Source organism: Acinetobacter sp. YH12021 (genome assembly GCF_013420145.1).
Lineage (GTDB): Bacteria > Pseudomonadota > Gammaproteobacteria > Pseudomonadales > Moraxellaceae > Acinetobacter > Acinetobacter towneri.
In genome coordinates this window covers 1-22,398 of sequence record NZ_VOYT01000009.1, presented here as the reverse complement: position 1 = coordinate 22,398, position 22,398 = coordinate 1, and the positions used below count along the sequence as shown (strand labels likewise).

The 22,398-nt window shown below is 38.3% G+C and carries 22 protein-coding genes, 1 tRNA gene and 4 pseudogenes; 23 read left to right on the top strand and 4 right to left on the bottom strand.

The genetic code is table 11. The features are described from left to right. Nucleotides 1-298 precede the first annotated feature (298 nt). The 8 genes from ribBA (at nucleotide 299) to FTT91_RS08680 (ending at nucleotide 7,422) form a co-directional block, all read left to right on the top strand. The gene (ribBA, locus tag FTT91_RS08715; RefSeq protein ID WP_096902634.1) at nucleotides 299-1,420 is read left to right on the top strand and encodes a bifunctional 3,4-dihydroxy-2-butanone-4-phosphate synthase/GTP cyclohydrolase II; all 1,122 of its coding nucleotides are present in this window, start codon (nucleotides 299-301) and stop codon (nucleotides 1,418-1,420) included. A gap of 11 nt (nucleotides 1,421-1,431) precedes the next feature. Beyond that, a complete protein-coding gene (gene ribE / locus FTT91_RS08710) occupies nucleotides 1,432-1,902 on the top strand; it encodes a 6,7-dimethyl-8-ribityllumazine synthase (RefSeq protein WP_004974350.1) in 471 nt (156 codons plus the stop codon). 4 nt (nucleotides 1,903-1,906) lie between these two features. Beyond that, complete coding sequence (nusB, locus tag FTT91_RS08705; RefSeq protein ID WP_004974349.1) at nucleotides 1,907-2,356, top strand: transcription antitermination factor NusB; 450 nt, start codon at nucleotides 1,907-1,909, stop codon at nucleotides 2,354-2,356. Between the two features lie 25 nt (nucleotides 2,357-2,381). Continuing rightward, nucleotides 2,382-3,311 carry a thiamine-phosphate kinase gene (thiL, locus tag FTT91_RS08700; protein ID WP_004974348.1) on the top strand — a complete coding sequence of 310 codons (930 nt, stop codon included), beginning with the start codon at nucleotides 2,382-2,384 and terminating at the stop codon, nucleotides 3,309-3,311. Continuing rightward, the gene (locus FTT91_RS08695) at nucleotides 3,277-3,798 is read left to right on the top strand and encodes a phosphatidylglycerophosphatase A (protein WP_096902633.1); all 522 of its coding nucleotides are present in this window, start codon (nucleotides 3,277-3,279) and stop codon (nucleotides 3,796-3,798) included. The genes thiL and FTT91_RS08695 overlap by 35 nt, the downstream gene beginning before the upstream one ends. Nucleotides 3,799-3,816: 18 nt before the next feature. After that, nucleotides 3,817-5,181, top strand: coding sequence for a bifunctional UDP-N-acetylglucosamine diphosphorylase/glucosamine-1-phosphate N-acetyltransferase GlmU (gene glmU, locus FTT91_RS08690; protein ID WP_180169271.1), 1,365 nt, complete (start codon nucleotides 3,817-3,819; stop codon nucleotides 5,179-5,181). Between the two features lie 12 nt (nucleotides 5,182-5,193). Then, nucleotides 5,194-7,035 carry a glutamine--fructose-6-phosphate transaminase (isomerizing) gene (glmS, locus tag FTT91_RS08685; RefSeq protein WP_180169270.1) on the top strand — a complete coding sequence of 614 codons (1,842 nt, stop codon included), beginning with the start codon at nucleotides 5,194-5,196 and terminating at the stop codon, nucleotides 7,033-7,035. 311 nt (nucleotides 7,036-7,346) lie between these two features. Continuing rightward, nucleotides 7,347-7,422 (top strand) — tRNA-Gly (locus tag FTT91_RS08680). Between the two features lie 445 nt (nucleotides 7,423-7,867). Here the strand turns inward: FTT91_RS08680 and FTT91_RS08675 are convergent. Further along, nucleotides 7,868-8,077, bottom strand: coding sequence for a helix-turn-helix transcriptional regulator (locus FTT91_RS08675; RefSeq protein ID WP_084792783.1), 210 nt, complete (start codon nucleotides 8,075-8,077; stop codon nucleotides 7,868-7,870). A 110-nt stretch (nucleotides 8,078-8,187) separates the two neighbouring features. Here FTT91_RS08675 and FTT91_RS08670 point away from each other — a divergent pair, with 110 nt between their 5' ends. The 7 genes from FTT91_RS08670 to FTT91_RS08640 all read left to right on the top strand — a co-directional run bounded on the left by FTT91_RS08670 (nucleotide 8,188) and on the right by FTT91_RS08640 (nucleotide 13,688). Continuing rightward, on the top strand, nucleotides 8,188-8,403 hold the full coding sequence (locus tag FTT91_RS08670; protein ID WP_019837125.1) for a hypothetical protein: 216 nt from the start codon (nucleotides 8,188-8,190) through the stop codon (nucleotides 8,401-8,403). Between the two features lie 12 nt (nucleotides 8,404-8,415). Then, nucleotides 8,416-9,597, top strand: a complete 1,182-nt coding sequence (locus FTT91_RS08665) for a site-specific integrase (protein ID WP_154320227.1) — start codon at nucleotides 8,416-8,418, stop codon at nucleotides 9,595-9,597. After that, nucleotides 9,590-9,841 carry a hypothetical protein gene (locus FTT91_RS08660; RefSeq protein WP_005092513.1) on the top strand — a complete coding sequence of 84 codons (252 nt, stop codon included), beginning with the start codon at nucleotides 9,590-9,592 and terminating at the stop codon, nucleotides 9,839-9,841. The genes FTT91_RS08665 and FTT91_RS08660 overlap by 8 nt, the downstream gene beginning before the upstream one ends. A 65-nt stretch (nucleotides 9,842-9,906) precedes the next feature. Beyond that, nucleotides 9,907-10,515 carry a DUF1376 domain-containing protein gene (locus tag FTT91_RS08655; protein ID WP_180169269.1) on the top strand — a complete coding sequence of 203 codons (609 nt, stop codon included), beginning with the start codon at nucleotides 9,907-9,909 and terminating at the stop codon, nucleotides 10,513-10,515. Nucleotides 10,516-10,525: 10 nt separating this feature from the next. Continuing rightward, nucleotides 10,526-11,272: an ATP-binding protein gene (locus tag FTT91_RS08650; RefSeq protein ID WP_154320226.1), complete on the top strand. Its 747-nt coding sequence runs from the start codon at nucleotides 10,526-10,528 to the stop codon at nucleotides 11,270-11,272. Nucleotides 11,273-11,599: 327 nt separating this feature from the next. Then, entirely contained in the window at nucleotides 11,600-12,715 is a 1,116-nt protein-coding gene (locus tag FTT91_RS08645; RefSeq protein WP_154320225.1) for a cysteine desulfurase family protein, read from the top strand. A 46-nt stretch (nucleotides 12,716-12,761) separates the two neighbouring features. Continuing rightward, nucleotides 12,762-13,688, top strand: a complete 927-nt coding sequence (locus FTT91_RS08640) for a DEAD/DEAH box helicase family protein (RefSeq protein ID WP_257229586.1) — start codon at nucleotides 12,762-12,764, stop codon at nucleotides 13,686-13,688. Here the strand turns inward: FTT91_RS08640 and FTT91_RS08635 are convergent. Continuing rightward, nucleotides 13,685-13,966, bottom strand: a pseudogene (locus FTT91_RS08635) (transposase); the annotation flags it as partial. The gene FTT91_RS08640 and the pseudogene FTT91_RS08635 overlap by 4 nt on opposite strands. 57 nt (nucleotides 13,967-14,023) lie before the next feature. On the opposite strand from FTT91_RS08635, the gene FTT91_RS08630 reads away from it, so the two are divergent. The 3 genes and pseudogenes from FTT91_RS08630 (at nucleotide 14,024) to FTT91_RS08615 (ending at nucleotide 19,586) form a co-directional block, all read left to right on the top strand. Next, nucleotides 14,024-14,479, top strand: a complete 456-nt coding sequence (locus FTT91_RS08630; protein ID WP_004973749.1) for a helix-turn-helix domain-containing protein — start codon at nucleotides 14,024-14,026, stop codon at nucleotides 14,477-14,479. 273 nt (nucleotides 14,480-14,752) lie between these two features. Beyond that, nucleotides 14,753-16,369: pseudogene (locus tag FTT91_RS08620) on the top strand (hypothetical protein); the annotation flags it as partial. Further along, the gene (locus tag FTT91_RS08615; protein ID WP_180169268.1) at nucleotides 16,353-19,586 is read left to right on the top strand and encodes a site-specific integrase; all 3,234 of its coding nucleotides are present in this window, start codon (nucleotides 16,353-16,355) and stop codon (nucleotides 19,584-19,586) included. The pseudogene FTT91_RS08620 and the gene FTT91_RS08615, both read left to right, overlap by 17 nt. Before the next feature lie 124 nt (nucleotides 19,587-19,710). Here the strand turns inward: FTT91_RS08615 and FTT91_RS08610 are convergent. After that, a pseudogene (locus tag FTT91_RS08610) lies at nucleotides 19,711-19,839 on the bottom strand (IS3 family transposase); the annotation flags it as partial. Between the two features lie 312 nt (nucleotides 19,840-20,151). Next, the gene (locus FTT91_RS08605) at nucleotides 20,152-20,592 is read right to left on the bottom strand and encodes an immunity protein YezG family protein (RefSeq protein ID WP_086321650.1); all 441 of its coding nucleotides are present in this window, start codon (nucleotides 20,590-20,592) and stop codon (nucleotides 20,152-20,154) included. A gap of 42 nt (nucleotides 20,593-20,634) precedes the next feature. On the opposite strand from FTT91_RS08605, the pseudogene FTT91_RS08600 reads away from it, so the two are divergent. The 5 genes and pseudogenes from FTT91_RS08600 to FTT91_RS08580 form a co-directional block, all read left to right on the top strand. Continuing rightward, nucleotides 20,635-20,766, top strand: a pseudogene (locus tag FTT91_RS08600) (RepB family plasmid replication initiator protein); the annotation flags it as partial. After that, entirely contained in the window at nucleotides 20,759-21,289 is a 531-nt protein-coding gene (locus FTT91_RS08595) for a plasmid replication DNA-binding protein (RefSeq protein ID WP_227591037.1), read from the top strand. The pseudogene FTT91_RS08600 and the gene FTT91_RS08595, both read left to right, overlap by 8 nt. 44 nt (nucleotides 21,290-21,333) lie before the next feature. Beyond that, nucleotides 21,334-21,477, top strand: coding sequence for a hypothetical protein (locus FTT91_RS08590; RefSeq protein ID WP_004676226.1), 144 nt, complete (start codon nucleotides 21,334-21,336; stop codon nucleotides 21,475-21,477). A gap of 181 nt (nucleotides 21,478-21,658) precedes the next feature. Beyond that, a complete protein-coding gene (locus FTT91_RS08585; RefSeq protein ID WP_120402731.1) occupies nucleotides 21,659-22,057 on the top strand; it encodes an Imm63 family immunity protein in 399 nt (132 codons plus the stop codon). Between the two features lie 107 nt (nucleotides 22,058-22,164). After that, on the top strand, nucleotides 22,165-22,398 hold a 234-nt coding region (locus FTT91_RS08580; protein ID WP_180169267.1), incomplete at its 3' end, for an SMI1/KNR4 family protein.

The following is a 22,398-nucleotide window of genomic DNA, read 5'->3' as shown; positions in this document are numbered from 1 at the left end:
TCTTGCCTTCTCCCAAAACCCAACTGGGCTCAAGTGAAGGCGAGAATGAGGGCGATAATATCCTATGCCCTCTACAGTTTTATTTTTCACAGATTTTGCATTTCATCTTAATTGCCTAAACAATCTACAGCAACGCAGCAAATCCTCCTTTTCACCTCTTTCCAAGCCTGATGACACTGTGTATAACCATAAGTCACGCAATGAAAATGATAAGCATAGGCAAAACAGGTAAAAAACCGTTAGACTATGCATCTCTCTCATTCAATGTCGTTTCAGACAAATAAGAAGGTGAAGGTTGATGCCGCTCAATACTGTCGAAGAGCTTGTAGCAGATATCCGTGCAGGAAAAATGGTCATCCTCATGGATGATGAAGATCGTGAAAATGAAGGTGATTTAGTCATTGCCGCAACCCACGTTCGCCCTGAAGATATCAACTTCATGATCACACACGCGCGTGGTCTTGTTTGCTTAACCTTAAGTCGTGACCGTTGCCAGCAATTAAACCTACCGTTAATGGTTGATGCCAATGGTGCACAACACGGTACGAACTTTACTTTGTCGATTGAAGCTGCTGAAGGCATTACCACGGGTATTTCTGCCGCAGAACGTGCGCATACCATTCAAACCGCTGTCGCTGCACATGCCAAGCCTGCCGATATTGTTCAGCCTGGGCATATTTTCCCACTCATGGCACAGCCAGGTGGTGTATTGCACCGTGCAGGACATACCGAAGCAGGTTGTGATCTTGCCCGTTTGGCAGGTTTAGAGCCTGCATCGGTAATTTGTGAAATCATCAATGAAGACGGCACGATGGCGCGTCGTCCAGATTTAGAAATTTTTGCTGAAAAGCACGGGTTAAAAATTGGTACTATTGCCGATTTAATCCACTATCGCATGACCAATGAACAAACTGTAGAGCGTTTGGATCAGCAAAGCATCGACACCGAATATGGTACTTTTGACTTATATCGCTACCGTGAACTGGGGAACCCAGACATTCACTTGGCATTGGTCAAAGGCGAGCCGAAAGAAGGCGTTACCACAGTACGTGTGCATGGTTTTAATCCAACCCGTGATTTGCTGAAGCTGAAAAAAGCAGATGGTTCGGCAACTTGGAATTTAGACCGTGCTTTAAAAGAAATTGCCAACAGTGAACGTGGTGTTTTGGTCTGGATTGGTCAAGCTCAATTGCAAGACTTGGGCCCTGCCCTAGACAGCCTTAAATCCCCGAAACAAGGCAAAGCCAATGCTGCATTGTCACAGCAATACCAAACCATTGGCGTGGGTGCACAAATTTTACGTGATTTAGGCGTTGAAAAAATGAAGCTACTCAGCTCACCATTACGTTTCAATGCTTTATCAGGCTTTAACTTAGAAGTGGTGGAATATATCACCGCAGATCCAACATCAGAGAAATAATCGAGGTTGCTATGGCAATTCGCCGTATTGAAGGTTTATTACATCTCGCTAGCGAAGGCCGTTATGCGATTTTAGTCGGTCGTTTCAATAGTTTTGTGGTTGAGCATTTGCTTGATGGCGCAATTGACACATTGAAACGTCATGGCGTATCAGAGGATAATATCACCGTTGTTCATGCACCAGGCGCTTGGGAACTTCCTGTTGTGGCTAAAAAATTAGCTGCATCGAATGGTTATGATGCCATTATTGCACTCGGCGCAGTGATTCGCGGTAGCACTCCACACTTTGACTTTGTTGCAGGCGAATGTGCCAAAGGCTTAGGTGTGGTTGGTTTAGATACTGGCTTACCTGTGATTAACGGTGTATTGACTACGGATAGTATTGAACAAGCAATTGAACGCTCTGGAACAAAAGCAGGTAATAAAGGAAGTGAAGCTGCCTTAACTGCAATTGAAATGGTTAACTTGTTAAAGGCTATTTAACGCTATGTCGCAAACACTTCAAGCAACTTATGCAGCAAAACGTAAAGCACGTCGTTTTGCTGTGCAAGGTATTTATGAATGGCAGATGAGCCACAATCCAGTACATGAAATTGAAGCACGTACCCGTGTGGAAAATGCCATGCACAAAGTGGATCTCGGCTATTATCATGAATTGTTGACTCAAGTGGTTGCCAATCATGAAGCATTGGATGCATTACTGGTGCCTGTTCTTGATCGTGACATTCAAGCCCTCGATGGTGTTGAACTCGCCACCTTACGTTTAGGTGCTTATGAGTTAGAACAACATCTGGAAATTCCATACCGTGTGGTATTGGATGAAGCGATTGAATTGGCAAAACACTTTGGTGGTGCAGACAGCCACAAATACATCAATGGTGTATTAGACCGTCTTGCCAACAGCTTACGTGCAGCAGAAAAGCAACAAAGCAACTAATTCAAAGTATTGAGTCGATTGTTGTATGGCTGAGTTTTCCATTATTGAGACCTATTTCAACAGACCGCGTCCCGATGCAGTCGATTTAGGTGTCGGTGATGACTCAGCTCTGCTCACCCCTCCGCCGCAACAACAATTGGTCATTTGTGCCGACACTTTAGTCGCTGGACGACATTTCCCCCTCGATACCAACCCACATGCGATTGGTTGGAAATCGGTTGCGGTCAATTTATCTGACATTGCCGCCATGGGTGCCACCCCACACAGTATATTATTGGCATTGAGCCTACCCCAAATTGATCACGACTGGCTCAAAGGGTTTAGTCAGGGTTTACATGATTGTTGCGATCAATTTGGGGTAAGTTTAATTGGTGGAGATACCACACAAAGCCCGCATCTCACCATTTCCGTTACCGCCTTAGGCTGGATTGAACAAGGACATGCCATTCCACGTTCAGGCGCGCAAGTCGGTGATTATATTTGCGTCAGCGGACAAGTCGGTGATGCCGCTTTTGGTTTAGATCATCTCGATCATCCTTTAAAACAACGTCTCGACTACCCAACACCACGTTGTCAACTTGGACAACAACTCAAAGGTCTGGCTTCAAGCATGATTGATGTTTCAGATGGCTTGGCACAAGATTTAGGGCATATTCTCAAAGCCTCTCAGGTCGGTGCTTGTATTGAACTCAGCCAACTGCCTATAGATGCTGCATTAACCGAATTACCACAACAAAAGCAGTGGCAATATGCCTTGGCAGGTGGCGATGACTATGAGTTATGCTTTACAATAAGCCCACAAAATTATCAGCAGCTTTTGCAAAAACCGCTGAATACCCCTATTCATATTATTGGCAAAATTAACAATCAAAACCGCTTAAGCTTTGAACAGAATGGCGTAGATCGTTCACTTCATTTTCATGGATACCAACACTTTGCAAAAACCCGCGATTAATTTCAAAGCCATGTCTTGGACTGACCGACTGATTGTATGCTGTGGTGTTGGCTTCGGTTCAGGTCTACTACCCAAAGCTCCCGGTACCTTTGGTTCGGCCTTTGCCCTACTGTTCATTCCCATTTGGTTCGCGCTTGGTTTCATTCCAAGCCTTTTTGCCATTGCCATCATGTCCCTCGTTGGCATATATATCTGTGGACGTACTGCACAGGTTATGGGCGTACATGATGATGGTCGTATTGTTTGGGATGAATTTGCAGGACAATCGATTACCTTTTTACCCCTGATTTTTATCAATCAAATCAGCTGGGTCTGGGTAATTGTGGGTTTTGCCCTATTCCGACTATTTGATGTGTGGAAACCTTGGCCAATACGTGTGATTGACCGTCGGGTCGAGGGTGGTTTTGGCATCATGCTGGACGATATTATTGCGGGTCTTTGGGCCGCATTATGTATTTATATTTATTTATCTTTTACTTTGGTTTAGCCATCACTAGGATTCAACATGTCTACCACCGTGATTATTCTTGCAGCAGGTAAAGGCACGCGCATGCGTTCAAATTTACCAAAAGTATTACAACCTCTTGCAGGACGCCCACTCTTGGGTCACGTGATTGATACCGCAAAAAAATTACAAGCCGATCATATTATTACCATTTACGGTCACGGCGGTACTTTGGTTCAAAATGCGTTTGCACATGAACAGGTGCAGTGGGTCGAACAAGCGGAACAGCTCGGCACAGGTCACGCAGTCAAAGTGACTTTGCCTGTTTTACCACATGAAGGCGTATCCCTAATTTTATCTGGAGATGTACCTTGCATTACAGAGCAAACTTTACAAAAGCTGCTCGATGTTTCACGTGAAACCCAAATTGGATTGGTGACACTCACCCTTGCCGATGCTACGGGTTATGGTCGTATTGTGCGTGAAAACGGTAAAATTCAAGCGATTGTTGAACATAAAGATGCGTCTGAAGCCCAGCGTCAAATTCAGGAAATTAACACGGGTATTTACTGCGTCAGCAATGCCAAATTACATGAATGGCTACCAAAACTGAGCAATAACAATGCGCAGGGTGAATATTACCTGACCGATATTGTGGCAAAGGCAATTGCCGATGGTTTAGAAGTTGCATCGGTAGAACCCGCACTGGCTTTTGAAGTAGAAGGCGTGAATGACCGTGTGCAATTGGCTGCTTTAGAACGTGAATTCCAGAACTTCCAAGCCAAGCAACTCATGCAACAAGGTGTGCATTTAATTGACCCAACCCGTTTTGATTTACGTGGTAATCTCACTGTAGGTAAAGACGTTCGCATTGACATTAACGTAATTATTGAAGGCGATTGTGAACTAGGTGATGGCGTAGAAATTGGTGCAGGTTGTATCCTTAAAAACACCAAAATTGCTGCGGGCACTAAAGTTCAGCCGTATAGCGTATTTGATCAAGCGGTTGTAGGCGAAGCTGCGCAAATTGGCCCATTCTCACGTTTACGCCCGGGTGCAGTATTGGCCAATGAAGTGCATATTGGCAACTTTGTTGAAGTGAAAAACAGTCAAATTGGTTTAGGCTCCAAAGCCAACCACTTTACCTACTTAGGGGATGCCGAAGTGGGTGCAGGCAGCAATATTGGTGCAGGTACAATTACTTGCAATTATGATGGTGCCAATAAATTTAAAACGATTATTGGTGACCAAGTTTTTATTGGTTCAAATAGTTCATTGGTTGCACCTGTCACCATTGCCAATGGTGCAACGGTAGGCGCAGGCTCGACCATTACCCGTGATGTTGCAGAACAGTGTTTAGCTGTGGAACGTTCTAAACAGTTCACTAAAGAAAATTATCAACGTCCACAAAAATTGAAAAAATAAGAGGAAGTTCCTATGTGCGGTATTGTCGGTGGCGTTGCAGAACGTAGTATTACCAATATCCTCATTGAAGGTTTAAAGCGTTTAGAATATCGCGGTTATGATTCCGCAGGTTTGGCATTGATTAGTCAAGGTCAGGTCTTGCGTGAGCGTCGTGTCGGTAAAGTAGCAAATCTTGAGCAAGCAGTACTAGATTCTCAAATAACAGGTTCACTCGGTATTGCGCACACGCGTTGGGCAACACATGGTAAACCGACTGAAAACAATGCACATCCGCATATTTCTGGCAATGTTGCTGTCGTACACAACGGTATTATCGAAAATTATCAAGAACTGAAAGACGAGCTGGAAACTTTAGGCTATGTGTTCAGTTCTCAAACGGATACTGAAGTGGTTGCCCATTTGGTCGACCATGCTCTTAAAACTGCACCGAGTTTATTGGCTGCGGTACAGCAAGTCGTGCCACAACTGAAAGGTGCTTATGCACTTGGAATTATCCATACCGATTATCCAGATGAGTTGATCACCGTGCGTGAAGGTTCTCCTTTGGTGATTGGTGTGGGCATTGGCGAAAACTTTATCAGTTCAGACCAATTGGCATTATTGCCGATCACCAACCGTTTCATGTACTTGGAAGAAGGTGATATTGCTCGCTTAACCCGCGACAGCATTGAAGTATTTGTGAATGGTGCAGCGGTTGAACGTCCTGTAAAAGAGCTGGATGCCACTGTTAGTAATGCATCGAAGGGTGAATATAAACACTATATGCTCAAAGAAATTTATGAGCAACCTGAAGCCATTCAACAAACCATTTCGCAAGCCTTGAATGGCAATGCTTTACGTGAAGATTTCCTGAAAGATGCTGAAGGTGATTTTGCCAATATCCAACAGGTACAGATTATTGCCTGTGGGACTAGCTATCATGCGGGTATGATTGCAAAATACTGGTTTGAACAGCTGATTAACTTGCCATGCCATGTAGAAATTGCCAGCGAGTACCGTTACCGTACGCCAGTCATTGTGAATAACACCTTGTATGTGTGCATTTCACAATCAGGTGAAACTGCAGACACTTTAGCTGCTTTGCGCGATACCCAGAAACGTGCTGCGGCAAAAGACTTAGACATCACCACCATGACTATTTGTAACGTGGCGACTTCATCTATGGTACGCGAAACTAACCATAGTTTGTTAACGCTTGCGGGTCCTGAAATTGGTGTGGCATCGACCAAAGCCTTTACGACACAGTTGGCAGCATTAATGCTGTTGGTGCTCAAAATTGGTCAGGTGAAAAATGCAATTGCAGCGACAGAAACAGCGGAAATTATTGCAGACTTGTGGCACACACCAAAAGTAATTTTAGATACTTTGCAAAATGATACGGCAATTTTACGTTTGTCTGAATTGTTTGTAGAGAAAAATCACTGCTTGTTCTTGGGTCGTGGCACACAATTCCCAATTGCCTTGGAAGGTGCGTTAAAACTGAAAGAAATTTCATATATTCACGCAGAAGGTTATGCTGCGGGTGAATTGAAGCACGGCCCATTGGCATTGGTAGACAATGACATGCCTGTGGTGATTTTAGCACCGCAAGATGACATGCTGGATAAACTGAAATCCAATATGGAAGAAGTACAGGCACGTGGTGGTGAGCTGTTTGTATTTGCAGATGAACACAGCGGCATTCCTGCAGATAAAGAACGCCAGCATGTGGTTTATGTACCACAGGTCAGCGCGTTGCTTGCGCCAATTGTGTATAGTATTCCTGTGCAGTTGTTGTCTTACCATGTGGCGGTTTTACGTGGTACAGATGTCGACCAGCCTAGAAACTTGGCAAAAAGCGTAACAGTGGAATAATATTGATTAAATTCAATGATTTAAATTTAATAAAATTATTTTGAATCACCTAAAAAATCCGCAGTCGGCTTCATTTTTAGAAATTTAGTACTGCGGATTTTTTATGTCTGATACTTTTATTTTTCGCATAACTACAGTGCATAGCAAGCGATATTGAAACTTTTGCAGACAATGAAAACTTTTATAAAAACAAATAACCTAAGTCATTTAACCACACTATTTTCTAAAAATGTTGTTTATTTATTCAGTCAGTACAATGACATGCAAAAAATGATTGACCCTATTTTTGCATCATGTATTATACACCGCATGCGGGAATAGCTCAGTTGGTAGAGCACAACCTTGCCAAGGTTGGGGTCGCGAGTTCGAGTCTCGTTTCCCGCTCCAGAATTTCAAAAGCCTCAGTCGAAAGATTGAGGCTTTTTTTGTTGATTTTATTCAATATTTTTCTTCATAAGAGATCTTTATTCTTAAAAAAGTAAGTTTACAAAAGTGCTATATCAAAATTGGTGACCAAATGGTGACCAAATGGTGCCTTCAATAAATCAAAAAGATAAGAACCCCTTTCTAAAACTGCCTAAAAAATTATTCCACCGAAAATCTCTATGTCATTAGACTTCTATTATTTTCAATTCAATATTTTTCAAGATCAATTAGGATCGTGACCAAATTTGATCACACAATAAAACTCTCACAATTACAGATCATTTTAAGTTTTTAAAATTCAGCCCTACTTAACTCAATATCTACTACTTGTCTCACAATCAAAAAATACTCTAAAAAATAAGGTGACCAAATTTGGTCACCTTAATTTCATAAATATTTCATCGTCTTAAGATTCTTCAGCTTGTAATTTCAGAAGATCTCCTACCTCTACATTTAATAATAAACAGAGCTTCTCAATAGTTTCAAAATCAATACGAGTCGATTGACCATTATAAAGTTTATGCAGAGTGGTTTTACTCATCCCTGTTTCACGCGCAACATCCGCAACCTTCATTCTGCGTTCTGCTAATAAAACTGGTAAATTGCAAACTATCATTAACTACCACCATTGTGTAATAAAGTACTTGCATGATGTATTAAATGCTTATAGTATTGCATTGTAATCTTAAATAACATCATTGTGATACTTTTTAAAAGGATATACATATGAACTTCACGTATCTTACTACAAAAGAACTTTCGGAACGAATTCATTACAACGAGCGTACTATCCGAAATCAACTCAAAGATAGCGTCTTAATTGAAGGCGTTCATTACATTCGCCCATTTGGTGGGCGCAAAATTCTTTATGTTTGGGAACGCATTGAGGAAGATATGACAAAAACCTCGTTCGGCTCTCTTCATAGCCTACAACTACAATAGGAGCTCAATCACATGGCCTCAATCCGTACAAGATACGGCAAGCTTACAATTGATTTTCGGTACTTAAATAAGCGTTGCCGTGAAACAACTGCAATGGAAGATACACCTACCAATCGTAAAAAACTTGAAAAAGCGATTGAACGTATGGAAGCTGAAATGCTCTTAGGTGTATTTGATTATGCAAAATATTTTCCCAAAAGTGCTCGACTGGCAGAAATTAAAGCTGCTGAAAACCAAATCAATGCAGTGAGTTCTAAAGCACCTGTTTTTTCTAAGTACTGTGAAATATGGGTTGCTGATAAAGAAATAGAATGGCGTAACAGCTATGCAGAAAAAATTAGAATTGTTATTCGAAAATATTTAACTCCATATTTCGGAACAATTCCTGTTATTAACATCAAAAAGTCAGACATCCTTGGATTCCGTTCATCCCTCGCCAAAGTGACATACGGAAATAACCAAGAATGCCTTTCACCATCACGAATCAACCAGATTATGACAGTACTTCGTATGATACTAGATAGCGCATCCGAACGATATGATTTTGATAGCCCTTACAAAAACATAAAAAGTTTGAAAGAAGGTCGGATTGAAGTCACGCCTTTCTCTCTTGAAGAAGTTCAGCGAATTATTACATCTGTTCGTGACGACTTTAAACCTTATTACACCATCCGCTTTTTTACGGGTATGCGCACCAGTGAAATCGATGGCCTTCAATGGAAAAATATCGACTTGCAACGTCGTGAGATCCATATCCGTGAAGCGTTAGTGAATGGTGTTCTTGGTGGAACCAAAACGTATGGTTCTGACCGCACGATCCAGATGAATGACCGGGTGTACCAAGCCTTTCTGCAACAGAAAAGCCTCAACAACGGAAAATCGAACTTCGTCTTCTGCAACCGTGATGGTGGTCCTCTAGACTACCGTTTAGTTAATAAACGTGTATGGCACCCTATCCTGCGCTTTTTAGGATTAACGCCTCGTCGTGCTTATCAGACACGTCATACAGCAGCAACGCTCTGGCTGGCGGCAGGTGAAAATCCAGAATGGGTCGCTCGCCAATTGGGGCATTCAACCACTGAAATGTTATTCCGGGTCTATAGCCGCTACATTCCGAATGTTACCCGTCGCGATGGCAGTGCTTTTGAAGCCATGCTGGAGAGACTCACTGCAGAGGAGCTTGCACATGAATAGTAAAGCTTTCTTTGGTGGTGTGGTGGTCAGTCCTGAAGCAGATTTGGTCGCTCGTGAACTCATTCATGAGTTTCACATTCCCAAACTGCACAATCTGGCCTTTTTGCTGGAAATCAATAAATGCTTCGATGACCACCAAGCATTGAGACTTTGGCTACAGCGAATGCTGGATGAAGGGCAAGCTCATTACGATGACTTGGCTCAACAGGCCCGTCTCCGCTTAATGAGTCTCGCTCACTCATAAAACAAACATATAAGGTCATCTAATTGATGACCTCAGCCCCTTTATACCTATAAAAAGGTGAACACATGCATAAAGATATTTCAATTTGGATGCCACTCTATATTGGCGACTTACAGGCAAAATTTGCACGAATGACAGCAGAACAAATTGGTGCTGCACTGCTATTAATGATGGATTTCTGGAAAAATGGTGCCATTCCTCATGACCTAGCTACTGTATGTAGCATCACAAAATTATCGCAACATACCAAGGCTAAAACTTTGTTGAATACGCTAATGGCCCTGGAATTATTTGAAGTCGAATCTGAGCAGATTCATTCAAATTTTTTAACCAGTTTAAAAAGCCAGGCATTGCAAAATCAGCAAATGAAATCTGATAAAGCTAAAAATGCAGCTCAAGCACGTTGGGGGAAATCCGCAAGTAATGCTCAAGCATCAGCCAAGCAACGAAAAGTAAATGCTCAAGCAGCTCCTGAGAAGAACCCGAGTATTACTCAAGTCATGCTTGAACCATGCCCTTCATCTTCATCTTCATCTTCATCTTCATCTTCATCTTCATCTTCATCTTCATCTTCATCTTCATCTTCATCTTCATCTTCATCTTCATCTTCATCTTCATCTTCAAATTTTGAAGAAAAAAATGAGGATTTTTTAGAAAATTCCAAATGGATTTAGGAGAGTGATCATGAATACCATGCTTAAAACGCTCCAGTTTCGCACAGAAACAACGGAAACACTTTGCCCTACCCATCATATACCCCTGATGGAAATTGCAGGTCACAGGCTCTGTAAATTGTGTGCCAAAGAAACTGTTCATCACTCACATGCAGCCTATGAGAATGAACTGCAACAGCGATTGCTACAACAGAAAATTAAAAATTCAGGGCTCAATAAACGCTACCTGGATCGTGGCTTCAAGAATTATGTAGCTGCATGCCCTGCACAAGAAAATACCATCAAGCTATGTCAGGCCTTTGCACAGCAAATTATTTCTAACCACAACCCGAACATGTTGATGATTGGTACACCGGGTACAGGTAAAACCCATCTGAGTGCATCAATTATTCGCAACATTCTGCATAACAGTACAAAATCTGCACGCTACTATACCAGCGCAGAAATTGCTCAAAAAATGATGGATACTTGGTCAGATACTTCACGCTCTGAGAAAGAAGTCATCGACCATTTTTCCAGTTTTGATTTATTGGTGATTGATGAATATGGCCTGCATGACCGGCATGAAAAACGCCTGGAGATGGTGCATAAAGTCTTATATAGCCGTTATGACAACATGAAATCTACTCTGCTGATTTCCAATTTCACAGTCCAAAATATGCAGCGAGATTTAGGTGTCCGATTATGGTCACGATTACATGAAAACAATTTGATTGTAGTACCGTGTTATTGGGATGATAGACGCATCACCGGATAAAAGAAGTCTTTACTACTGCCAATTATCTTATTGATATAATTGGCATTTTTTATAATTAATTTCTAAAAATCTCAACTTTATTCTCTAAAATATAGACAGAAAAATTCTAGAAAAAGAGAGGAAATCCTATCATTTTATGTTGAAAATCATGAAGTTCATTAATGAATTACCTGTATCAAAATAATTACTACCGAATAGCGTACTTATTAAAAATAAAACAAAAGCGATTCAACGACATAATTTGACGTATATAGTTATTATTTTTTGAAAACTTCTACTTCAAGATGTATCATCAAAATATAATCGTAAATTTAAGTTAAGTAGAACGTGGTTTATTTAGACTTTGCTGCTTCGACCCCTTTACTCCCTTCTGTTGAAACCGAATTATTTCGTTCTTTTCAAGAAGATTACTCAAATCCATCCTCAGCACATCAGTATGGTCGCATCACAGCAGAAAAAATTGAATATGCGCGAGAAGTAGTTGCTAATTCAATAGGCGCTTACAAAAGTGAAATTATTTTTACAAGTGGAGCATCTGAATCAAACAATCTAGCGATTAAAGGATATGTTTTAGCTAATAAAAATAAAGGGAAACACATCATAACATCTTCTATTGAGCATAAATGTATCTTAGCTATCTGCAATTTTTTAGCTAAAGAACATGATTATGAAATCACCTATATTGCACCAGAAGCCAATGGGATTATCAAAGCTCAAAATGTTATAGATGCAATGAGGCAAGATACTGCTCTTGTCAGCATAATGCATGTGAATAATGAGTTAGGGTCTATTCAACCTATAAAAGAAATTGGCAATGCATGTGTAGAAAGAGATATTAGACTTCATGTTGATGCTGCCCAGTCCTATAAAAAGTTACCCATAGACGTAGATGAACTGAATATAGATTTTCTTTCACTCTCAGCACATAAGATTTATGGCCCTAAAGGGATAGGTGCTCTTTATATCAGAGATTTACGAGAAACAAGGATACAACCTGTAATTCATGGAGCTGGGCAAGAATTTGGATTGCGTGGAGGCACATTAGCGACTCCTCTAATTCTAGGTTTCAGTGCCGCAATAGAAGATAAGACTATTGAAAATAGTTTTAATCAAATTCAGAAAATAAATGAATTTATTAGGACTGAAACAAACAACATGAAAGGATTAATCAACTCCCCAGAAATAGATTATATCCCTCACATCATAAACATAAGATTTCCAGATTTTGATGCTAATCAATTCATCACAAATTCTCAAATATTATGTTCCCAAGGTTCTGCATGTTCATCTTTAAATATTGAACCTTCTTATGTTTTAACCTCTATAGGCTTAAATTATATAGAAAGCATGAATAGCTTAAGATTAAGTATCGGGTTTGATACCGATTTCGTAAAAGTAAAAGTATTTTTTAATGAGTTGAATAAATTTTTAAATCGATTGTAATCTAAAACAAACTTTCTAAGTATTAGGAATATACGCATTCTCGAATATGAACACATTAAAATCATTAAACCTACTTTCAGTCTATCGCACAGAGAACAATAATCTCTATAGTGAATTCTATCGGCCTATTTTATCCTGTGCGGTGAAATATGATCGTGCCGTTGGTTTTTTTTCATCATCCATTCTAACTAGTAGCTTAAAAGGAATTAGCAGAATTGTACAAAGTAATGGATATATAAGGCTAATTATCGGCCACCCATTAGAGCGCGATGAATATGAGATTATAAAGAATTCATCTTCTCAAAAAAAACAAGATTTAATTTCAAAATATATAGATGATTTACTAGATATGATGAAATCTGAAGAATCAAATAATCAACGGCTATTAATTTTAGGCTATCTTATCAGTATAAATAAAATAGAAATTAAATATGCTCTTAGAAGAAAAGGAATGTATCATGAAAAAATTGGTATAGTTTATGATGAGGAAAATAATATTGTTGTTTTTCAAGGATCTGCAAATGAAACACCATCTGCTTTTTTTGAAGACATTAATTCTGAATGTATAAGTGTTTATAAAAGCTGGAATGAAGAAATTTTCAATGATTATGGTAACGAATATATTAATGCATTTGAGAACTTATGGAATAATCAAAACAAGAACACCCTAACTATTGATGTATTATCCAAACAATATGAAAAAATAAATGAATTCATAAAATCAAACATCATAAAAGACACCAATCCATTAGATTTAGAAAAAATATTTACTACTTTAGATAATGAGATTGAAGAAAAAAACTCAAATAATGATAATACACCTGAACTACCTAAACACATAGGTATACACTCTTTTAAAGTCAGAGATCATCAAAAAGTAGCTTTGAGAAAATGGAAGGCTAATGAGTTTAAAGGTATATTAAAACATGCAACGGGATCAGGAAAAACAATAACCGCATTAAGCTGTCATTAAAAAGTAAACATGTATTCTTTTCCGAATTGGTTTGATACTCTCTCCACCCATTGCTCTATTTTATCAGCTGTCATGACTTGAAAATCTCGCCAATAATATTTCATCTGCTTCCATACCATCTCGATTCGATTTAACTCTGGGCTATAAGCTGGAATAAAATACAAATTCGTCGAAAAGTTACTTTTAAGTAGCTCTCTGTAATCAGCCATCTTTTTACTTCTATGAATCGAGGCATTATCAACAATAAGAACCAATGGAAGGTTATAAGTCTGTTTTAAGTTGACAAAAATAACTAATCATGCGAAAAAGTTTTTTTAGTTAACAGATGTTCACACATGCCTCGAATTGTTTCTGTACCACTTAGTTTAGAACAGCGAGAACGACTCATTTTTCTGGCCAAGCATGCAAAACATTGGCGTGAAAGACAACGTGCCCAAACTATTCTCTGGCTTTCTGAAGGTAAAAGTGTTGCGGAAGTTGCCACTCTACAAGAACGTATCCCAGAAACCATAAGGCTACAACGCCGACGTTGGGAATTGTATGAGTTTGAATCGATTAAAGAAGGTCATCGCTCAGGTCGGCCCAATACATTGATCTCAGACTATCAGGCGAAAATCCTAGATTGGGTCAATACAAGTCCACTCAATGCAGAACAAATCCGAGTCAAACTACATGAAGAATACGAAGTGTCCGTGTCTGTTGAAACCATTCGTAAGTTTTTACGTGATTCAGGTATGGTCTTCAAGCGTACCCGTCATAGCTTGAAAAAAAAGAGATCCGATTGCATTTGAACAAGCAACACAGCAGATTGAAAAATTACGAGAGCAAGCGGCACGTGGTGAAATTATATTAGGTTATGTTGATGAAACAGGGTTTTCATCTACACCTGATAACCGCTATGCGTGGACAAAGATAGGTGATGTTCATGCGGTTGATGCAATAAGATTAAAACGAGTTAATGTCATGGGGTGTTTGCTTTCAACGGGGAAACTGGTGACAAGTTGTTTACAAGAGTCAGTTACAAGCACTTGGTTTTATGCCTATTTAACTGGAATAGCTCAACAAGTAAGATTGCACGTGCAAGTATCGATACGCAGCTTCAACATCAGTTTCTTGATGAAGAACAATTCATTGAAGAAAGTATCGAAATAAAAAAAGGGGCCTCGCCTAAGGCACTGAGTATAGAAACCTTAATCGATAAGCCGATTAATCGGCAAATTGTTGTCAATCCAACTGACGTCACACCACTCGCAGCACATTCAGAAACAAGTCAAAACTATGTTCTACCGCTTGTTGCAAAACATATTCAACGCAAAGAACATTTACTTACGTCGAGTAGTTTTTTTCCGAATCCATCTAGCGTGAACCATCTACTGAAAAGACTTCATGTGGACTACTCTGAACATCAAAATAAAAGTGCTTTAATCCTGATGCTCGCATTTTTGACAGGCAACAGTGTGAATGAGTGGCTATGTATACAAAGCAAGCGAGCTAAAAACTTAAATAACCGCCAAAAATTGATCCATAAAAATGATCAATTCTTCTTAAGCAGTAAATTTAATGTATTTGAGAACCGTGATTTTGAGTATTCAACAAGCTTACTTAATCAGACGATCTATTTAGACATTCCAATCCCGAATCTATTCATTGAGGATCTCCGCAAAATGGATTCGGTTAGTTTCGATGATATACAGCAATATTTACGCAAATTAAGACAAGAATTATTGATTCCAAAACTGTCTGTCGTAAAGGTAAGTTCTCTACTGCATCATACGGTTCTTGCAAAAACAGGGAATAAACAACTCGCAGATTTAATCACAGGGATTGATGCCAATCAGTCATCTTCTATTTCTTATTGTCATCAGAATATTCCACGATTACATGCACAATATGTTGATATTCTAAAATCACTTTGTGCAGATATAGCAAGCACATATGAAAGCTGTGTACGTTCGCTCCCTGATTCAATAACTCATTTTGGTAGTCGTAAAGCTCCAAAACCACAGGTCATTACAGAGATTTTTGCTGTATTGAAATTTAATATTTTTTCACAAGCCGAAGATGATCTAATTTCAATCTTTAATCATTATAATATCTGGCTATGGCATATCCTCCTTCTTTTTACAGCAGCACGCCCCGTTGCTGAATTCCCTGGATTTCTTAAAAACTTTAATTTAAAACGCCAAATTTTGATGGTTTCTGACAAAGAAGTAGGCGGCCGTAATGGATTCGGACGCCTCATTCCGCTTTGTTCATTTTTAGTTGAAGAGATAAAAAAATTCCTTAAATTTTTAGAATATTTTTCGACTCAAATCATGATGAGTCATCCTGCTTTAAGTGATGTCATACAACAAATAGAAACAAGTAAGTTACCCTTGCTTGGAATCATTCAAAATAACAAGTGGACACCACTAAGACCTTATACAGTCAAAAATTTCCATCCTGAATTAGGACTTGCTCATGAAAATTGGCATCGCCACACAGCTCGTGCATTTTTGACTCATAGATTTTCTGAACCTGAAATTTTAGCTCTATTTGGGCATGAGCTCATGCAACAAGAAGCAGCACATCCATTTTCCAGTTTATCGCTCTCACAATTTTCTAAAATTGCAGATATTTTAGAGCAAATGAAAACATATTTTAAAATTACAGGTGTTGAAGCTCATGTCATCACGCAATAAAAAAATCTCAGAAAAACGCTATGCTGAAGACAGACGTCAATTCAAACGAGATGAGCCTAAAAAGGACATACGAGCTAATGCAGAACAAGAGCTCCGACAATACTTTGATGAACAAAAATTCTCAAATGAAGACTTAATTCAAGCTTATCCTGCAATTTATGAGTTTATTAAACGTAAAGCACCGAATCTTGCCTGGAAAAAATATGCTCATGAATTCTTCCGAACATATATCAAAGACCTCAATAAAAGTAATAACCTAGACCTCCCACTACCTTATCTCACCTTTGAGATGAAACGCGATGAACCAATTTTCACCCTAGATTGGATCCAAGCCGGTCATGAAATTGACATCATCCTCGAAAAACTGTGGGATTACTGGATTCTTGCTCAAGATAGTTCCGCTTTTTCTGATGATGAAATTATTGGGAATATTCTGCTTTGCTCAATGTTATACGGTGGATTAAATCAAACAGCTTCATTAAAGGCTTTGCTCGAACATTTAAAAAACCCTGAAAAAATCCAAAAAATTTGCGATTTTAATATCATCTTTTTAGAGCCACTTTCTCCAAGCTATGGCGATCTATTTGTTGATGAAAAAACAATACGAAAATCACGTAATTTTGTTCCAGATCAACTCACACGACTCTGGCTCATTCACTTCAATACAAGACAAATTCGTGACATCAGTCTAGACGTGAATGCGTATCTGCACCTCATTTTTCAAAAAGTAAAACATCCATACACCAAAAAGACTTTTAAGTTTTTACGTGACTACGCCAATTTTAATTGGCTACAACTGCAGAATGCAGATGTTGATCCTGCCCTTTCACAATGTTTGTTAGAAAACACACTCACGTGTGGTTTATCAGAACATGAGTTTGAAAACTTTGCATTCCCAAAATTTAAAACTCAATTAAGTGATGAAATCGAACGAAATGTCTCTTCTACAGCCAAAGTCCTACCAGATCTCAATACGTCTGAAGCGGTAGAGAATGTGATATTTATTCATAAAAACTTGCTGAAAATAATTCGCACATCATCAACGGACCAACCTATTGCTGAACTCATTATTGATTTTTGCCTGCGTCACCAAGAGCAGTTTAATGAGTTTTCTAAACGTATTATTTTATGGCTCATCAGTCTCTATCGACCAAGTTCAGAGCAAATAAAAGAATTATCAACCACCTTTGATTTTGATACAACTCAGTACACGAAGGCATTTCAAGACAATCAAAAACTCGCAGATAGTTCAATCTATACATACTACACCCGGATCGCAGAACCGTTTTTAACTCATGCCTTACAATACTTCGATGCCGACGATGACATTAATGATCTGCTGAACAAAATCTATCAACAAATCATTAGCAATACACGACTTGCTGATGAAGCAGATCGACCTGAGTTTAAAAAATCTAAAGACCAAACAATCCGCATGTTGAAACGCTTTCACACCTTTCAACAAATTGTTTTTCAAGCAGAAGATTTCGAACTTGAATTTATTGCATCGCAAAGTAGACCTCGTGCACGCATCATTGGTCATACAGCCTTCCAGGTCATATTAAAGAAGTTAAATCAGCTCTTACATGACCAATCCATCTCAGACCATCACTATAAATTATTAAAAATTATTTATATTTTGGCTTACCGTACTGGTATGCGTATTAACGAAATACTCGGGTTACGTGTAAAAGATATCGAGGGTTTAAATCAATTTTCTATCTGGGTTCAACCTTATGGTTCAAAAAAACAAGGGAATCAACATCTGCTCAAAACGGATAGTGCGGAACGGATTGTGCCTGCCTACGCTTTGCTTAAAGATGATGAGTACCAATTCTTTAGCGATTTTGTTGTTGAAAAACGTTTAGAGAATAAGAAAAGTTTATATTTATTCAGCAACTTGAATGAAAATAAAAAACTGAATAAACACACTGTCACCGTACCCCTAAAACTGATATTAAATCAGGTCTTTAAAGGGCATCATTACTCCTTTCACTCTTTTCGTCACACTGCAGCGAATCATTTATCGCTTTTACTGAACTGTGAATATGCACCACTTGTGCAAAAGCTAACCGACTATAGCGAAAACGAATATCAAAAAATTCGAGCTGAGCTACTTCAAAATCAACATGGACAAAACCATTGGTTTGTTATTGCACATCTCTTAGGACATATAGAGCCAGTTGAAACATTCAAAAGCTATATTCATTTAAGTTATCTAATTGCTGGTCAAAAACTACTAAAACATCATCCAGATATGCCTAATGAATTGGCTAAAAAAATTATGGGCCACAATGCAACGTTTAAAAATTTGCAAATAACAAATGATGAAAAAGACTTTAATTTTGAAAAATACCAGGCCGTTCTAGCAACTATATTATTGAACGATCAAACAAAATGGCTTCAAAGTAATGCTACTGACATTTTAGATGAACTGTCGTTACAAATAGATCAATCCCATGATTTTTTTGATTTCTTTGTTGGAACAGAAGATTCTAAAATTTCACTTCAACGCTTCTATGAAACGCTCAATATATTGGAGACTACTAAAGATCCTAAAAGTACAGCTCAACGTATGTGCTTGCCAGAAGAACTCGTCAATTATTGGTATGAAAATGCTCTAAATTTAGCAAACATTAAATCAAAAAAAGGGAATCCACGTTTATTTAGTATTGATAGCTCAACCCACTTAAAACCAGCAATGCTTGATAGCGCTGAAGAGCTTCATGCGGTGACTTATTTTTTTGAGCATCTACAGAAAATAGCTCGTAAAAATCAAATACAAATTGCATGCGTCCTGAATGTATTTTTAAATCGAGTGACCGCATCACACACAGGTATCCATTATCGCTGGAAGGATATCGATCAACTCGAACATTTTTACTCCCAAGTTAAGGCTTTATTTCCTGCCAAATTTTGGCACTTACTTGGACAAGATTTGCAAACAAAGTTAGATGCTAAACAACAGCCTCAACTTTTCAAATTAGCAAAAGCATCAACAGATAAACATCCATCGACTCTAGAGGAGTTTCCTCGTCTACAACTCTACTCAGTAAAAGATGGTCATGCTCTTGCTGCATTTAAATTTTGCTTACATCTAGCATGTATTGGTCGCCCACGATCTGTTCAGCTTAATGAGTTAGATGACATAGCGCCTGTTACCCTGCATAGACCTATCGCTGCATTACACCAAGAGGAACTTTTTAAAACTGATTAATTTACTGATCAATTTATGATTTCCATGGTGTGTTGTATACCCCTCTATAATTCTATTTTAATAGTAAAATACCTCTTATTTTCAATGGTCAGACTATTATCTATTGTACTTTGACAAGAATACAAAGTGTTTCAGGCGTACAACCAATCTTAGCTGTAATTGCGGCCCAATTCGATGGATAATCTTTTTCGGATTCTATTAATTATTGAACTGCTCCTTCTCTGATTTCGGGGGTATATTTTACTTTTTTCATCGGGACACTACGCTTTGCTACGTCTTGCGAAGCAATCCTTCTTATCTCAAGAAAATGGGGCTCCAACAAACTCGGTACGGTTCATCGGCCACTTAGGGTTTATTCAGTAATAGAATTACAAGAAGAATGAACCTCATAAAAAGTATTCAAATGCCAATATTGTACAACAGCGCTACTCATATCATTTAGCGATGAATTGATTCACAATTCAGTCCGATGATCGATTAAAATATCATTCATAAAAAATCGAACTTACACAGAATAATTTATAGGCTCTGAATCACACAACCCAAAGCTTCTAAAAAAACCTCTCTATAATTTATTCTGTTCTCTTAACGCAACTCGTTTTTTCCATTCTTCTACAGGAATATAATATTGATCTAGCTCTTCTTCCTTAAGGTCACTTACTCTTCGCATGTATAAAGTCGGCCAATGATCTTCTTCAGGTATATAAGCAAATTCTGCATTAAACTTGCCCTCTTCTGTTAGAGTGATTTTATAGTTTGTCCATTTTTCTACAAACATCTCCAACGATCTCAATTCTGCCATCAATTCACGAATGTTTTCCTCAATTTCATCTGCACGCTCGCCAAATGGAAATGACTCTATATTTCCATTTTTCAAAAGCCATTCCGCTCCACCAGAATAATGTTCTGAATATATATCACCAATAAAATATATTTCTGTTGCTTCCTTTGGCATTATTGACCATAAAAGCTCACCAATTTTTTGATATATTTCCTGATCTTTCATTAACTATTTTCCTGTTGCAGTATTTTTTAGAATTTGTGGTTTAAAAGCTACCAACAGTTTGCTATACGTATTGCTGAGATGCTACAAGATCCTGAGCGCATCATAGAGCTATACCCACACCTCAAGAAAGTGGGATACATGCCATCAAATAAAAGGGACACGGTAAATGGCTAAGTTATCGCTAAGTGAAGTATCCAACCGCTTTAACGTCAGCCGCTCTACACTATACAGAGCTATCAAAGAAGGACGTATATCTCGAAGTGCTGATGGTCTTTTTGACATTGCAGAAGTCATTCGCTGCTTTGGAGAGCCAATTAAAAAGCACGAGCCAAACCAAGTAATAACCTCACTCAAAGATGATGCGGATTTGCGTCAGTTGGTTGACTTCATGAGAAAAGAGATTGAATCATACAAGGATAGAGAAAAACGTTATTTAGACCAAATAGACCGCTTCCAATTGTTGCTAGGACATAAAGAGTCAGAAGAAAAAATGTCTCATGACACACTAAAGAGACATTTCAATGAAACACCTTGTGACAACAATGATGACTCAAGTGAAAGTATTGAAAATAAAAGCATAGAGCCAAATTCATTATCTCATGAAACAGTAACGATACATACCAGTGAAGCACCAAAAAACGTATCACAGACACATCATGAGACAAGAAAAAGCGTAGCTTATTTGGCCGAGTACTGAGTGCGGTATTCGATGAGGACTAAGCCCCCCAAGGAGCATTACGTATGAAAAAACTGAAAGAGATCCTACAAGGTATTGCATTTCTATTTATCGGGATTCCGATCATGATTATGGCCAGCATTATGGATCAACGAGCCTTTAAAAAGGAGCAGGATCAGCGCCAGAAAGCCCAAGATCAAAGCAAGTGATTGTTCATCAAAACTTATTAAAACCGTGGAACATGAAAAGTCATAAAAAAAGCCCATTCGAGGGTGAATGGGCTATAAAACTTGAATCAACAAATTGAATTATAACACAATTTCAAAAGCATTGCGTATAAGAGATTTTATGTTAAATAGATATTAAGAACATTTGGAGAATCAAAGAATAATGCTTACATTTTTAGAAATTCAACGTAAGGTTGATCAAATTTGTGAAAAAATTGGGCTGGAAAAAAAAAGAGTTTGGCCCGCAGTTCAGAATGATGGAGCTCCATATGTATTAATCCATGAAAATAAATATTGGTATATTTCTGAAGAAAGAGGAGAAGTTTTTTTTGAAAAAACAACTAAGGATTTTGAAGAGTTGCTTTATTGGATAATGGATAATTTTATATCTAGCTATTCGTTTGAGTTTGAACTTAAGAATAGAACTAGAGGACAAGATTCCCGTCGACTCGCTTTTTCAAAACAAATTGAACTTTTTGGTTTAATCAGTGATCAATGGAAAGTAAAAAAAGAAAATGAGATAAAAAAAGTATTGGAAACAGCTCCTTTTAGAGATGTTTGATTTATAAATATTTATTTTCAAGAGAATTAAAATATCTATGGAATTTCGCATAACAGCCATTATGTTAAATTGTAGTAAGAACTTTAATGCGATAGAGCAGAATGTATATGCAAAATAAGCTTGATAACATTATTCAAGAATTAAAAGAACTATCTGGGAATAGTCGTCTAAACATAGAACTACCTGATGATATTTTCATATCTGCTTATGAACGAAAAATAGGTTTTATTTTTCCAAAAGATTATAAAAAAGTTTTGAAAGAGATTAGCAATATCTTTTATGGAACAATTGAATTAGCGTCTCTTACAGATGAGAAAGAATGCTATCGAGGGCTATCTCAG

Bases quoted from the DNA above. Each gene is read 5' to 3' on its own strand.
- glmS (WP_180169270.1), top strand. From the start codon at position 5,194: ATGTGCGGTATTGTCGGTGGCGTTGCAGAACGTAGTATTACCAATATC.
- FTT91_RS08660 (WP_005092513.1), top strand. From the start codon at position 9,590: ATGAATAGTAAAGCTTTCTTTGGTGGTGTGGTGGTCAGTCCTGAAGCA.
- nusB (WP_004974349.1), top strand. From the start codon at position 1,907: ATGTCGCAAACACTTCAAGCAACTTATGCAGCAAAACGTAAAGCACGT.
- glmU (WP_180169271.1), top strand. From the start codon at position 3,817: ATGTCTACCACCGTGATTATTCTTGCAGCAGGTAAAGGCACGCGCATG.
- FTT91_RS08615 (WP_180169268.1), top strand. From the start codon at position 16,353: ATGTCATCACGCAATAAAAAAATCTCAGAAAAACGCTATGCTGAAGAC.
- FTT91_RS08665 (WP_154320227.1), top strand. From the start codon at position 8,416: ATGGCCTCAATCCGTACAAGATACGGCAAGCTTACAATTGATTTTCGG.
- FTT91_RS08650 (WP_154320226.1), top strand. From the start codon at position 10,526: ATGAATACCATGCTTAAAACGCTCCAGTTTCGCACAGAAACAACGGAA.
- FTT91_RS08630 (WP_004973749.1), top strand. From the start codon at position 14,024: ATGCCTCGAATTGTTTCTGTACCACTTAGTTTAGAACAGCGAGAACGA.
- FTT91_RS08595 (WP_227591037.1), top strand. From the start codon at position 20,759: ATGGCTAAGTTATCGCTAAGTGAAGTATCCAACCGCTTTAACGTCAGC.
- FTT91_RS08605 (WP_086321650.1), bottom strand. From the start codon at position 20,592: ATGAAAGATCAGGAAATATATCAAAAAATTGGTGAGCTTTTATGGTCA.
- FTT91_RS08695 (WP_096902633.1), top strand. From the start codon at position 3,277: ATGGATACCAACACTTTGCAAAAACCCGCGATTAATTTCAAAGCCATG.
- FTT91_RS08670 (WP_019837125.1), top strand. From the start codon at position 8,188: ATGAACTTCACGTATCTTACTACAAAAGAACTTTCGGAACGAATTCAT.
- thiL (WP_004974348.1), top strand. From the start codon at position 2,382: ATGGCTGAGTTTTCCATTATTGAGACCTATTTCAACAGACCGCGTCCC.
- FTT91_RS08590 (WP_004676226.1), top strand. From the start codon at position 21,334: ATGAAAAAACTGAAAGAGATCCTACAAGGTATTGCATTTCTATTTATC.
- ribBA (WP_096902634.1), top strand. From the start codon at position 299: ATGCCGCTCAATACTGTCGAAGAGCTTGTAGCAGATATCCGTGCAGGA.
- ribE (WP_004974350.1), top strand. From the start codon at position 1,432: ATGGCAATTCGCCGTATTGAAGGTTTATTACATCTCGCTAGCGAAGGC.
- FTT91_RS08655 (WP_180169269.1), top strand. From the start codon at position 9,907: ATGCATAAAGATATTTCAATTTGGATGCCACTCTATATTGGCGACTTA.
- FTT91_RS08640 (WP_257229586.1), top strand. From the start codon at position 12,762: ATGAACACATTAAAATCATTAAACCTACTTTCAGTCTATCGCACAGAG.
- FTT91_RS08585 (WP_120402731.1), top strand. From the start codon at position 21,659: ATGCTTACATTTTTAGAAATTCAACGTAAGGTTGATCAAATTTGTGAA.
- FTT91_RS08675 (WP_084792783.1), bottom strand. From the start codon at position 8,077: ATGATAGTTTGCAATTTACCAGTTTTATTAGCAGAACGCAGAATGAAG.